Below are 11585 nucleotides of genomic sequence, written 5' to 3'. Positions count from 1 at the left end.
GTCCGGGGAGGGGCCGCGGTCGCGTTAGGCTTGATGGCCACCCTGCCCTTCAGTCCTGTCAGTCCCGCTCCAGGAAAGTTCCGAGATGCCTGCCGAATCGGTCTTCCCGCAGCTCGAAGCCCTGCTCCCGCATGTGCAGAAGCCGATCCAGTATGTCGGCGGAGAGCTCAACTCCACGGTCAAGCCGTGGGACGCCTGTGACGTCCACTGGGCGCTCATGTACCCCGACGCCTACGAGGTCGGCCTGCCCAACCAGGGCGTCATGATCCTCTACGAGGTCCTCAACGAGCAGGAGGGCGTCCTCGCCGAGCGCACCTACAGCGTGTGGCCGGACCTGGAGGCGCTGATGCGGGAGCACGAGGTCCCGCAGTTCACGGTGGACAGCCACCGCCCGGTGAAGGCCTTCGACGTCTTCGGCCTGTCCTTCTCCACCGAGCTGGGCTATACGAACATGCTGACGGCCCTGGACCTGGCGGGGATCCCGCTGGAGTCCAAGGACCGCACCCTGGACGACCCGATCGTCATGGCGGGCGGCCATGCGGCCTTCAACCCGGAACCGATCGCGGACTTCATCGACTGCGCGGTGATCGGCGACGGCGAGCAGGCGGTCCTCGAGGTCACCAAGATCGTCCGAGCCTGGAAGGCGGAGGGCCGCCCCGGCGGCCGCGAGGAGCTGCTGTTCCGCCTGGCGAGGACGGGCGGGGTGTACGTCCCCGCGTTCTACGACGTGGAGTACCTCTCCGACGGCCGGATCGCCCGAGTCGTCCCCAACAGGTCGGGCGTCCCGTGGCGGGTGTCCAAGCACACGGTCATGGACCTGGACGAGTGGCCCTACCCCAAGCAGCCGCTGGTCCCCCTGGCGGAGACGGTCCATGAACGCATGTCCGTCGAGATCTTCCGCGGCTGCACCCGCGGCTGCCGCTTCTGCCAGGCGGGCATGATCACCCGCCCGGTCCGGGAACGTTCCATCACCGGCATCGGCGAGATGGTCGACAAGGGCCTCAAGGCGACCGGCTTCGAGGAGGTGGGCCTGCTCTCCCTCTCCTCGGCGGACCACACCGAGATCGGTGACATCGCCAAGGGCCTCGCGGACCGCTACACGGACGACAAGATCGGCCTCTCCCTCCCCTCCACCCGCGTGGACGCCTTCAACATCGACCTGGCGAACGAGCTGACCCGCAACGGCCGGCGCTCGGGCCTCACCTTCGCCCCCGAGGGCGGCTCGGAACGCATCCGCAAGGTCATCAACAAGATGGTCTCGGAAGAGGACCTGATCCGCACCGTCGCCACCGCCTACGGCAACGGCTGGCGCCAGGTGAAGCTCTACTTCATGTGCGGCCTGCCCACGGAGACGGACGAGGACGTCCTGCAGATCGCCGACATGGCCATGCATGTCATCCAGAAGGGCCGCGAGGTCTCCGGCGCGAACGACATCCGCTGCACGGTCTCGATCGGCGGCTTCGTCCCCAAGCCCCACACCCCCTTCCAGTGGGCCCCCCAGCTCTCCGCCCAGGAGACGGACGCCCGCCTGGAGAAGCTCCGCGACAAGATCCGCGGCGACAAGAAGTACGGCCGCTCGATCGGCTTCCGCTACCACGACGGCAAGCCGGGCATCATCGAGGGCCTGCTCTCCCGCGGCGACCGCCGCATCGGCTCGGTCATCCGCGCGGTCTACGAGGACGGCGGCCGCTTCGACGGCTGGCGCGAGCACTTCTCCTACGACCGCTGGATGAACTGCGCCGACAAGGCACTGTCCGCCTACGGCGTCGACGTCGACTGGTACACCACCCGCGAGCGCGCCTACGAGGAGGTCCTCCCCTGGGACCACCTCGACTCCGGCCTCGACAAGGACTGGCTCTGGGAGGACTGGCAGGACGCCCTCGACGAGACCGAGGTCGACGACTGCCGCTGGACGCCTTGCTTCGACTGCGGGGTGTGTCCGCAGATGGACACCACCATTCAGATCGGCCCGACCGGGAAGAAGTTGCTTCCTCTGACGGTCAAGAACGCCGCGCCGGCTCCCGTATCGAGTGGTCACGCGCACTGAGGTGAGCGAGGCACTCGATCGAGTGATGGGCCCCCTTTCCTATGGCGAGGGGGCCCGCTGGTGTCTGGTGGCGTTTGAATGCGCGGTGTACGCTACTATGCGACCGCAGGGCTGCGGCGTTCGATGAGTACGACGTCGCGCCATACGCCGTGATGCCGGCCGATGCGTTCGCGCGTGCCGATGATGCGGAAGCCCACCCTCTGGTGCAGGGCGAGGCTGCTGGTGTTCTCGGGGAAGATGCCTGACTGGATGGTCCAGATGCCCGCTGTTTCGGTCGAGGCGATCAACGCGTTCAGCAACGCCGTGCCGATTCCTCGACTGCGGGCGTCGGGGTGGACGTACACCGAGTGTTCGACCACGCCGGCATAGACGCACCGGTCGGACACCGGCACCGCCGCCACCCAGCCCAGCACCTTGCCCCTTTGGTCCACGGCGATGTGCCGGTGGTCGGACAGCTTGGTGGCGTTGAATCGTTCCCAGGTGGGCGCGGTGGTCTCGAAGGTGGCGTTGCCCTCGTCGATGCCGAGTCGGTAGATCCTCAGAACCTCGTCGGCGTGCTCGGGGCCCATGGCCGCGATGCGGACGTCGGTCGCGGCACTCACGCTTGGCTCGTCGGGGCGATCTCGTCGAGCAGGCCGTGGATGCGCTTCTCGATCTCGTCGCGGATCGGGCGGACGGCGTCGACGCCCTGCCCGGCCGGGTCGGGGAGCGCCCAGTCGAGGTAGCGCTTGCCGGGGAAGACGGGGCAGGTGTCGCCGCAGCCCATGGTGATGACCACATCGGAGGCCTGGACGGCTTCGGCCGTGAGCACCTTGGGTACCTCGGCGGAGATGTCGATGCCTGCCTCCGACATCGCTTCGACGACGGCCGGGTTGACCGTGTCGGCGGGCGCGGATCCGGCAGAGCGGACCTGTATGCGGTCGCCCGCCAGGTGGGTGAGGAACGCTGCGGCCATTTGGGAGCGCCCGGCGTTGTGGACACAGACGAACAGCACGGAGGGACGTTCGGCGGAGGTGTTCATGGCCGGTGTGTCTTTCTGGGCGGAGGCCGGTCAGGGGAGTGTGGGCGCGGCGAGTTCGGGTTCGCCCTGGAGAGGGTCGGTTGCGGTCTGTGCGGGTGCCGGGCGTCCGAAGACCGCGAGCATCAGCCCCAGCCCCAGCGCGGCACCCACCAGTTGGGCCACGATGAACGGGCCGAGCGAGCCGGGCGCGATGCCGGCGAAGGTGTCGGTGAAGGCCCGGCCGATGGTGACCGCCGGGTTCGCGAACGAGGTGGAGGACGTGAACCAGTACGCCGCTCCGATGTACGACGCCACGGCCACCGGGCCGAAGTGGGCGCGGTCGGAGCGGGCCAGGCCGAAGATCAGCAGGACGAGTCCGGCGGTCGCGACCACCTCGCCCAGCCACAGGTGACCGGCGGAGCGGTCATGGGTGGACCAACGGACGAGCGGTTCGCCGAACATGGCGTCGGCCACGACGGCTCCGACGATGGCTCCCATGAACTGGGCCGGGATGTAGGCGGCGACGTCCCGCGAGGTCGGTGCGTCCTCGCTGCGGCGGCCGGTGAGCCAGGCGGCGAGGGTGACGACGGGGTTGAAGTGCGCCCCGGAGACCGGCCCCAGGAGCGCGATGAGCACGCCCAGGCCGAAGACCGTGGCCAGCGAGTTGGCCAGCAGTTGCACGCCGACATCCCTGGTCAGCTCGGTGGCCTGGATGCCGGAGCCGACGACCACCGCGACCAGGGCGGCCGATCCCACGGCTTCGGCGGCGGCCCGGCGGCCCAGCGGGGCGCTCATGCGGTCGTCTCGGCCGTCTGCGACGTCTTCAGGAAGGCGGCGAGCCGGTCGAGGGTGGCGGGCAGGGCCCAGTAGTAGACCCATGTGCCGCGCCGCTCGCAGTCGATCAGACCGGCCTGCCGCAGCAGCTTGAGGTGATGCGAGATCGTCGGCTGGGACAGATCGAAGGCCGGGGTCAGGTCACAGACACAGACCTCACCGCCCGCCCGTGAGGCGATCATCGACAGCAGGCGCAGGCGTACCGGGTCGCCCAGCGCCTTGAACAGCTTCGCCAGCTCCGCCGCCTGGTCCTCGTCCAAGGGGGTGGTCACCAGCCCGGGGCAGCATCCGCCGTTCTCGTCGCTCTGTCCGAGCACCACAAGCTCTTGCTTCGACATGTGTCTATATTGACATTCTTCGATTCAACGCACAACCTTATATCGACAGACGTCAATGCAATGCAGTCGATGGGAGCCCTGTCATGCCCCGTGCCCAGCTCGCCCTGCGGGTCGGCGACCTGGAGGCGTCGATCACCTTCTACGCGAAGCTGTTCGGCGCCGAACCGGCCAAGCGACGCGAGGGTTACGCCAACTTCGCCCTCACCGAGCCCCCGCTCAAGCTCGTCCTGATCGAGGGCGAGCCCGGCGAGGAAACCCGCCTCGACCACCTCGGCGTCGAGGTCGAGTCCACCGACCAGGTCGACGCCGCCACCACCCGTCTCAAGGATGCCGGTCTGGCCACCTTCGAGGAGAATGACACCTCCTGCTGCTACGCCCTCCAGGACAAGGTCTGGGTGCACGGCCCCGGCAAGGAGCCCTGGGAGGTCTATGTCGTCAAGGCCGACGCCGACACCCTCGGCAAGAGCGCCGCCCTCAACGCGGCCGACGACGGCTGCTGCACCACCCGGACCACCGAACCGGCCTCCGCGTCCATGGGTTGCCACCGCGGCTGAACCGGCGGTCAGGGCATCGGCCGGCTTCAGACGGGCACCTCAACTCCTCGGTGATGCCGAGGGGTTCGCCTCGCAGTGGTCGACCGATGACAGGAATCGTTTGTCGAGGGCCACCCGGGCGAATTCCTTTTCCTTCGCGGACACCGGGACCACGGGGGACGAGTTCTCCAGGAGCGGGGTCCCTTCCGCGTCGTAGAAGGTGACCCGGGCCTCGAACTCAGCCTTTCTGTCGTTGGGGTTACTGACCTCGACGGTCGCGTACGGCTTGTTCTGCGTCGCGCAGCTGATCAGCTTCACTGTGGCGTCCTGCAACGGCTGTCCGGTGCCGCTGCCGGTCGTCGGAGTGGATGTCTGCCGGTGGTGGTAAGTCCCGCCGGTGCTTCCGTAGCCCGAGCCGCCGTAGGAGCCACCGGACGATGAACTGTCGTGATCCTGGTGCGAGTTGCTGCATCCACCCCCGCCCCCGCCACTGCCGCTGTGCCGGCTGTGCCCGTGCCCGCGGCTCTCGGAGAAGCCCGTCAGCGCGAGCACCACCACCGCCAGTACCGCCGTGAACCTGATCCTGCGCCCCCGTGTCTGCATGCGGTCACCCTATCGACGCAAGGGTGTCCCGTGAGGGCTCGCGCGGCGACCGGTCGCACGGGGGAGCGGCGTCACGCGTGCGACCGGTGAGGTGCGAAAACCGATGGCCGACGGGGAGTCGTCGGCTTCAGGCTGTGCACCATGGATGAACCCCAGCACGGGATCCGCGCGCTCTACACGGTCTCCACGGTCACCGTCTACCAGGCTTATTCCCCTGAGATCGGTGTGCCCGCGGTTCGTGGGGGCCGTTTCCCCGCCGCGTGGAAGCGGGACCGTATGACATGGATCAAGCCGTCGTTCCTGTGGATGATGTACCGCTGCGGCTGGGGCACCAAGGAGGGGCAGGAGACCGTTCTCGGGATCGAGATCAGCCGTGTCGGCTTCGAGTGGGCGCTGCGCCATGCGTGCCTGTCGAGCTATGTACGTGGGCTGCACTCCGACCGCAGTACCTGGCAGCGCGAGTTGAAGCGCGCGCCGGCCCGCGTCCAGTGGGACCCCGAGCGCGATCTGCACTTGCAGCCCCTGCCCTACCGCTCGCTGCAACTCGGGCTCTCCGGGGACGCCGTGCGGCGGTACGCGGACGAGTGGACGGTGGGCATCAGGGACGTGACGCCGCTCGCCCGCGAGATCCGCGCGCTCGTCAGCAGCGGTGATCTGGACTCCGCGGCCCGATTGTTGCCCGGTGAGGAGCCGTATCCGGCCGAAGGCGAACTCATGGCGCACCTGCGCTCGTGATCGGGCAGGTTCGCCACCCGCTGTGGGCTGTCGGCGCGAGGGCTCAGCGTGGTGCGTGGGGGCGGGGCAGGGCCGGTGCGACGGGGTAGCCCATGGTCAGGGCTTTCTGAAGGACGTCCTCGACGGGGGCTGTGGGATTGAGGCTGGTGATCAGGGCCCGGTCCAGGGGGCGCAGTTCGTAGATGTGGCGTACGGCCTCGATGGCGACGGCGGTCTCGTAGTAGTCCTCGGCGAACGCCTGGAAGGCTTCGGGAGTCGGGTCCAGCAGGAGTTCGAAGAGCCAGCCGGAGCCGTCGGGGTCGGGATGTCCTTCGGGGAAGGCGATTTCCCCGGCCTGCCAGCGCCCGGTCTCCGCCTCGTGCCACAGGCACACCGTCACCACAGGAGTGCCGTCCTCATCGGTGAAGGCGGGCTCGCGGACGTACCGCTGATAGGCCGTGGGCACGGCGTCCACCACTCCGGGCCAGGGTTCGGGCGTGTCGTCGTGCCGGTACGGACTGAGCGGGGACTCGTGGTCGAAGCCGCGTACATAGGCGCCGGCAGGTGAGAAGACGATGTCGAACTCGTCGCCCGAGCCGTTCGCCATGGAGGCCAGTTCCTCGGTTTCCGACCAGTTCGGATCGAACGAGTGGTGTCGCTCGGCACCGGGGTTCACGATGGTTTCGGCCATCGCCACGGACAGGCAGAGCCTTCGCAGGGACGGGACATCGGACAGCATGCGGGCCACGTCATGGACGGTCATGCGGCCCATCGAAGCGGACGCCACTGACATCGATGCTGATACTCAGGTTCCGGTGGTCGTGGCTCTGCCACTGACTGACGCCCTGCTGGGCTGTCTTCCCACTGTTCTGTCCGGCCGCCGGGACCTGTTCTCATGGCTCCGGCCGGGCGGAACATGACCTGATAGGAGCTTGGTCAGAAGCCCCCTCGATGTCCTGTCTGCGCCACCCGGCCGGCGCCCACCTTCGGCTGGGAAGGCATCATCAGCATGACATCAGCGGTCGTAGACGACACGGCGGACCAGGATGTGTTCGGCGGGGTCGACTCCCATGCCGACACCATCCACGTCGCGGTCATCAGCGACAACGGCGGTCACCTCGCCGACGCCGAGTTCACCACCACCGGCGCCGGATACGCCGCGGCCCTGGCCTTTGTGGCCGCCCACGGCCACGTGATCGCGATCGGGGTGGAAGGCACCGCCTCCTACGGCGCCGGCTTCACCCGCGCCGCGCGCTCGCACGGCCACCAGGTCGTCGAGGTCAACCGGCCCGACCGGGCCGAACGCCGCCGCATCGGCAAGTCCGATCCCATCGACGCCTACGCCGCGGCCCGCGCCGCCCTGTCCGGACGGGCCTCCAGCGCCCCCAAGGACGACACCGTCGCCGGCATACGCGCCCTGCACAACGCCGCCCGCTCCGCCGTCAAGGCCCGCACCGCAGCCCTGAACCAGATCGGCCACATCCTCATCACCGCCCCCGACACCGTCCGCGCCAAGTACGGGCAGCTCAAAGGAACGGACCGCACCGACGCCCTGGCCCGACTGCGGCCCTGCGGGGACGCCGTCCACACCGCGGTCCTCACCGCGCTCAGGAGCCTCGCCCGGCGCGTCAAAGAACTGACCGCCGAGCACGAAGCCCTGACCAAGGCCCTGGACAGCGAGGTCACCGTCCACAACCCCGGACTGCGGGCCTCCTACGGAGTCGGCCCCGACACCGCCGCCCAGCTCCTGCTCACGGCGGGAGGCAACCCCGAACGCATGCGGACCGAGGCGGCCTTCGCGGCCCTCTGCGGAGTCGCACCCGTCCCCGCCTCCAGCGGCCGGACGAACCGGCACCGCCTCTCACGAGGCGGCGACCGGGCCGCCAACGCGGCCCTCTACCGCATCGCTCTCGTCCGTATGTCCCACGACTTGCGCACCCGCGAGTACGTGACACGACAGACCACCGCCGGCCGGACGAAGAAGGAAATCATCCGGTTGCTGAAACGGGCCATCGCCCGGGAGATGTTCCGTTGCCTGACCACCACGGTCGCCGTCCCCGGCATCGCCGACCTGCGGCCTCTGCGGCAGTCCAGGAACATCACGCTCACCGCCGCAGCGAAGCACTTCGGCGTCTGGCCGGCCACCATCTCCACCCTCGAACGCGGAATCCGCCGAGACGACGACCTCGCCCACGCCTACCGCAACTGGCTCCAAGCCGCTTGACAGCAATAGGAGCATCATCGGGTTCTTCGGGGCGGCCGCCCGCCCCCTGCCGGCGGTGGTGGAGGGGCCGTTATTCGTTCACCAGTACAGGGATGGAGACCACGGCGGCGGTGGGGGTGCCACGGAGGGCCTTGGCGGGGATGGTGAAGTCGATTCCGCCGTTCTCGGCCTGCGGGCCGGTGTGCTCGCCGTGGGTGTGGGCCGCCTCGCCCTCCTCCGCGTACTCGAAGCTGCCGGTGCCCAGCAGGCGGCCCCGGGTGTCGTAGTAGGCGGCTCGCAGTTCGAGGGCGATGAGGTCGCTGACGTCGGAGGTGACGACCAGGTGCCCGGTGACGGCCGCCGGTCCCTTGCCCAGGGCGAGCTCGGTGATGTGGACCCGGTCGGTGAAGGGCCCGTCCGAGAGGCGGACCTCACCGGGGGTGGCGGCGGGGCTGAGGCTTGCCGCCGGGGTGGGGGCGGACCGGGGCGAGGGCAGGGCGAGTCCGCCGGCCGTGGCCGACGGCGCCGGGCTGTGGTCGCCGTCGTGGCGGCTGTCGCTGCCGTTGCCCGTACAGCCGGTGAGTGCGGCGAGCAGGAGGGCGGTCATGGTCGCGGTGGAGGCGACGCGGACGCGGGTACGACCGCGGGGGCCGGCGGGAAGAGGCATGGGGAGGACTCCTGATACGTACTCGGGACGGTGGGCCGGCGCCCGGTGGACGGCTTCCGGGCCTCCGGGCCACGGCACGGTCCGGTCGGCCTTCGGCAGGCGGAGCGGGTACGGGAAACCGCAGGGGCCGGGAACGGTGTGCGCTCCCGGCCCCGCTTCAGCTCCTGATCAGCGGTGCTGCTTGGCCGGCTGCGAGCGGAACAGCGACACGTACATCTTCCGGTACAGGTCGGTGTTGTCCTGGCTGGCGGCGAAGCCGGTGGCACCGGGGCCGAAGGCGTAGATCGGCACGTCGGCGCCCGTGTGGTTGCCCGACAGATAGGTCAGCCACAGGCTGGCCTCCGGGGAGCCGTCCTTGACGCCCTTGGGATCGTCGGCGGTGCGGAAGGTGGCCGGGGCGAAGTTCTTCGCGTCACCCGCGCCGGCACCGTTGACGATGCCGGTGGAGCGGGCCGGGTCCAGCACGTTGCCGCCCTCGCGCGACGGCGTGGAGTTGTTCGCCGTGTTGCCCGTGTCGGCGTTCACCGGGGGCGCGGCCGCCTCGGCGTTGGTGAAGCTGCCCCGCTCGATGATGTTGAAGCCGGCACACTCGTGGTCGGCGGTGACGACGACCAGGGTGTGGCCGTCCTTCTTGGCGAAGTCGACCGCGGCCTTGACGGCGTCGTCGAACGCCTTGATCTCGTCGAGGGTCTGCGCGGCGTCGTTGGCGTGCGAGCGCTTGTCGATCAGCGCGCCCTCGACCTGGAGCAGGAAGCCCTTCTTGGAGGCGCCGTCCAGCAGCGAGATGGACTTCTTGGTCATCTCCGCCAGGGTCGGCTCCTGCTTCTCGGCGGCACCGGCCGGAAGCTTGGCCTTGGCGTTCTCCACGGTCAGATTGCCGCGGTTGAACAGGCCGATGACCTTGCCCTTCTTGACCTTGTCCAGCTCCTTCCCGGTGGCGACCTTCTGGCTGGCGGCGGTCTGCTCGCCGAGCCTCGCGTCACCGAAGCTGCCGAGGACCTGGTAGCCCTGGGACTTCATGGCCTTCTCGTCGTCCGGCTGGAAGCGGGACAGGCCGCCACCGAAGATCACGTCAGCGACGCCGTTACGGGCGATCTGCTGGGCGATCGGGGTGATCAGGGTCTTGTCGGACGGCTTCTTCTCATAGCTGCCGTCGGCCTTCTTCGGCAGGCAGGAGGCGTCGGAGTAGGTCGGGCCCTGGCAGCCGCGGAGCAGCGCGTGGCTGAACATACCGGCCGGTGTGGCGTCGGTGATCTCAGCGGTGGAGACGTTGCCGGTGGCGAAGCCGGCCTTCTTGGCCTGCTCCATCAGGGTCGGCACGGACTTCTCGTAGGAGTCCACGCCGATGGCGGCGTTGTAGGTCTTCACCCCGGACGCCCAGGCGGTGGCCGCGCTGGCGGAGTCGGTGACCAGTGCGGGCTGGTCGCTGCCCTTCTCGACGGCGTACGTCGAGACGGCGCCGTAGGAGGGCATGCGCTCCATGTTGAGCTTGCCGTCGGCGCCGTAGAAGCGCTCACGTCCGGCGGTGACATGGGTGCGGCCCATGCCGTCGCCGAGCAGGAAGATGACGTTGCGGATGTCCTTGCCCTTGGCGGGGGTGTCCTTGGGCTGGGAGTTTGCCGCCGCCGGCACGCCGGCGGCCAGCGCGCCCGCAGTGGCGAGGACCGTCAGGATCCTGACGGATGTGCGCATCGTCGGTGCTCCTCGATCGATGAGGCGTTCAGGACCCCTTGCGGCAGCCGTGAACGCACCCGACGGACTGCCGGGTAAAGGCACGTTAAAGGCGGGTCGTGAATCGTCGGCCACCGCAAGGTGTACGGCACTCGAACGTGCCCGGGGTGTGGCGGGGAGCTGCGCCTGATGCGTTCGGGTCCGGCCGCGCGGCCCGGGCCCCATACGGGCGCCGGGCCGCGGCGGGCCTCCGGGAGACCGCAGGGGCCTCGGAGATCAAGTCCTCACATGCCGACGGCAAAGCGCATCAGGGCGTGCTCGTCGCCCTGCTTGATCTTCCCCGTCGTGTTGATCACCTGAAGCTTCCAACTGCCGCCGACCCGCACGGCCTTGGCGACGGCACAGCCGTTGTCCTGGGTCAGCAGGCTCGGCCAGATGTCGGCGACCTGCTCGGAGCTGCCCCCGGTCGCGTCGTACACCTTGAAGCTGATGTTGCGCGCCTTCTGGAAGGAACTGTTCTTCTTGAAGGCGGCGGCCACGAACACGATCGACGTGATGTTCTGCGGTATCCGCGCGAACTCGACCGTCACCGTCTCGTCGTCGCCGTCCCCGTGGCCGGTCTGGTTGTCGCCGCTGTGGAGCAGAGACCCGTTGCCCATGGGGTCGAGGGAGTCGAGACCGGCCAGCCGCACCGGGTCCCCGTTCTGCATGGCGATGGCGATCAGATCGAGGTCGGTGCCGGTCTTGCGGCGGATCTTGCCCATGATCCCGCCGCTGCTGCCGGCGGTGGGGTCCCAGGACACTCCGATGGACAGATGGGTCACACCGTCCAGATCCGCGGGGCCGTCTTCCTTCGTGAGCGTAATCATGTCTGGATCATCCTCTTGCCGACGGGACTTCGATAGGCAAAGTGTGCCTGGAGCTCCCGGCGCCCCCTACGGCCGGTCAGCCGCCGGTTTCCGTACGGGACGGCCC

The 11585-nt window shown here is 69.0% G+C and carries 13 protein-coding genes; 4 read left to right on the top strand and 9 right to left on the bottom strand.

Going from position 1 to position 11585, the window contains the following annotated elements:
* Nucleotides 1-85 precede the first annotated feature (85 nt).
* Complete coding sequence (locus CP978_RS12225; protein WP_043440205.1) at nt 86-2047, top strand: TIGR03960 family B12-binding radical SAM protein; 1962 nt, start codon at nt 86-88, stop codon at nt 2045-2047.
* A gap of 95 nt (nt 2048-2142) precedes the next feature.
* Here the strand turns inward: CP978_RS12225 and CP978_RS12220 are convergent, their stop codons facing one another.
* From CP978_RS12220 to CP978_RS12205, 4 genes are read right to left on the bottom strand one after another with little or no spacing between them, the layout of a single operon-like run.
* Nucleotides 2143-2616, bottom strand: a complete 474-nt coding sequence (locus CP978_RS12220; RefSeq protein WP_052454553.1) for a GNAT family N-acetyltransferase — start codon at nt 2614-2616, stop codon at nt 2143-2145.
* A 29-nt stretch (nt 2617-2645) separates the two neighbouring features.
* Nucleotides 2646-3068, bottom strand: coding sequence for an arsenate reductase ArsC (locus CP978_RS12215; protein WP_043440203.1), 423 nt, complete (start codon nt 3066-3068; stop codon nt 2646-2648).
* A 30-nt stretch (nt 3069-3098) separates the two neighbouring features.
* The gene (locus CP978_RS12210) at nt 3099-3842 is read right to left on the bottom strand and encodes an aquaporin (protein WP_043440202.1); all 744 of its coding nucleotides are present in this window, start codon (nt 3840-3842) and stop codon (nt 3099-3101) included.
* Nucleotides 3839-4219 (bottom strand): ArsR/SmtB family transcription factor, encoded by a 381-nt coding sequence (locus CP978_RS12205; RefSeq protein ID WP_043440201.1) that lies wholly within the window; start codon nt 4217-4219, stop codon nt 3839-3841. The genes CP978_RS12210 and CP978_RS12205 overlap by 4 nt, the downstream gene beginning before the upstream one ends.
* A gap of 83 nt (nt 4220-4302) precedes the next feature.
* Between CP978_RS12205 and CP978_RS12200 the strand changes: the two genes are divergently transcribed.
* Complete coding sequence (locus CP978_RS12200) at nt 4303-4773, top strand: ArsI/CadI family heavy metal resistance metalloenzyme (protein ID WP_043440200.1); 471 nt, start codon at nt 4303-4305, stop codon at nt 4771-4773.
* A gap of 39 nt (nt 4774-4812) precedes the next feature.
* Here CP978_RS12200 and CP978_RS12195 read toward each other — a convergent pair whose 3' ends face one another.
* Nucleotides 4813-5355: a hypothetical protein gene (locus CP978_RS12195; protein WP_043440198.1), complete on the bottom strand. Its 543-nt coding sequence runs from the start codon at nt 5353-5355 to the stop codon at nt 4813-4815.
* Between the two features lie 141 nt (nt 5356-5496).
* On the opposite strand from CP978_RS12195, the gene CP978_RS12190 reads away from it, so the two are divergent.
* Entirely contained in the window at nt 5497-6090 is a 594-nt protein-coding gene (locus tag CP978_RS12190) for a DUF4291 domain-containing protein (RefSeq protein WP_043440197.1), read from the top strand.
* Nucleotides 6091-6133: 43 nt separating this feature from the next.
* On the opposite strand, the gene CP978_RS12185 is transcribed toward CP978_RS12190, so the two are convergent.
* The gene (locus CP978_RS12185; protein WP_150478205.1) at nt 6134-6832 is read right to left on the bottom strand and encodes a hypothetical protein; all 699 of its coding nucleotides are present in this window, start codon (nt 6830-6832) and stop codon (nt 6134-6136) included.
* A gap of 246 nt (nt 6833-7078) precedes the next feature.
* Between CP978_RS12185 and CP978_RS12180 the strand changes: the two genes are divergently transcribed.
* Nucleotides 7079-8293 (top strand): IS110 family RNA-guided transposase, encoded by a 1215-nt coding sequence (locus CP978_RS12180; protein WP_043438800.1) that lies wholly within the window; start codon nt 7079-7081, stop codon nt 8291-8293.
* Between the two features lie 70 nt (nt 8294-8363).
* Here the strand turns inward: CP978_RS12180 and CP978_RS12175 are convergent, their stop codons facing one another.
* The 3 genes from CP978_RS12175 to CP978_RS12165 form a co-directional block, all read right to left on the bottom strand.
* On the bottom strand, nt 8364-8939 hold the full coding sequence (locus CP978_RS12175) for a hypothetical protein (protein WP_043440196.1): 576 nt from the start codon (nt 8937-8939) through the stop codon (nt 8364-8366).
* Nucleotides 8940-9107: 168 nt separating this feature from the next.
* The gene (locus CP978_RS12170) at nt 9108-10631 is read right to left on the bottom strand and encodes an alkaline phosphatase (RefSeq protein WP_043440194.1); all 1524 of its coding nucleotides are present in this window, start codon (nt 10629-10631) and stop codon (nt 9108-9110) included.
* A gap of 263 nt (nt 10632-10894) precedes the next feature.
* Nucleotides 10895-11479 carry a TerD family protein gene (locus CP978_RS12165; RefSeq protein WP_043440193.1) on the bottom strand — a complete coding sequence of 195 codons (585 nt, stop codon included), beginning with the start codon at nt 11477-11479 and terminating at the stop codon, nt 10895-10897.
* Between the last annotated feature and the right edge of the window lie 106 nt (nt 11480-11585).

Origin of the sequence: Streptomyces nodosus (assembly GCF_008704995.1) — a bacterium.
Taxonomy (GTDB): domain Bacteria; phylum Actinomycetota; class Actinomycetes; order Streptomycetales; family Streptomycetaceae; genus Streptomyces; species Streptomyces nodosus.
Note: the sequence above shows the minus strand (reverse complement) of the source record. Positions and strands in the feature narration are given on the sequence as shown.

Bases quoted from the DNA above. Each gene is read 5' to 3' on its own strand.
- CP978_RS12215 (WP_043440203.1), bottom strand. From the start codon at position 3,068: ATGAACACCTCCGCCGAACGTCCCTCCGTGCTGTTCGTCTGTGTCCAC.
- CP978_RS12195 (WP_043440198.1), bottom strand. From the start codon at position 5,355: ATGCAGACACGGGGGCGCAGGATCAGGTTCACGGCGGTACTGGCGGTG.
- CP978_RS12205 (WP_043440201.1), bottom strand. From the start codon at position 4,219: ATGTCGAAGCAAGAGCTTGTGGTGCTCGGACAGAGCGACGAGAACGGC.
- CP978_RS12170 (WP_043440194.1), bottom strand. From the start codon at position 10,631: ATGCGCACATCCGTCAGGATCCTGACGGTCCTCGCCACTGCGGGCGCG.
- CP978_RS12200 (WP_043440200.1), top strand. From the start codon at position 4,303: ATGCCCCGTGCCCAGCTCGCCCTGCGGGTCGGCGACCTGGAGGCGTCG.
- CP978_RS12210 (WP_043440202.1), bottom strand. From the start codon at position 3,842: ATGAGCGCCCCGCTGGGCCGCCGGGCCGCCGCCGAAGCCGTGGGATCG.
- CP978_RS12165 (WP_043440193.1), bottom strand. From the start codon at position 11,479: ATGATTACGCTCACGAAGGAAGACGGCCCCGCGGATCTGGACGGTGTG.
- CP978_RS12190 (WP_043440197.1), top strand. From the start codon at position 5,497: ATGGATGAACCCCAGCACGGGATCCGCGCGCTCTACACGGTCTCCACG.
- CP978_RS12220 (WP_052454553.1), bottom strand. From the start codon at position 2,616: ATGGGCCCCGAGCACGCCGACGAGGTTCTGAGGATCTACCGACTCGGC.
- CP978_RS12180 (WP_043438800.1), top strand. From the start codon at position 7,079: ATGACATCAGCGGTCGTAGACGACACGGCGGACCAGGATGTGTTCGGC.
- CP978_RS12185 (WP_150478205.1), bottom strand. From the start codon at position 6,832: ATGACCGTCCATGACGTGGCCCGCATGCTGTCCGATGTCCCGTCCCTG.
- CP978_RS12225 (WP_043440205.1), top strand. From the start codon at position 86: ATGCCTGCCGAATCGGTCTTCCCGCAGCTCGAAGCCCTGCTCCCGCAT.
- CP978_RS12175 (WP_043440196.1), bottom strand. From the start codon at position 8,939: ATGCCTCTTCCCGCCGGCCCCCGCGGTCGTACCCGCGTCCGCGTCGCC.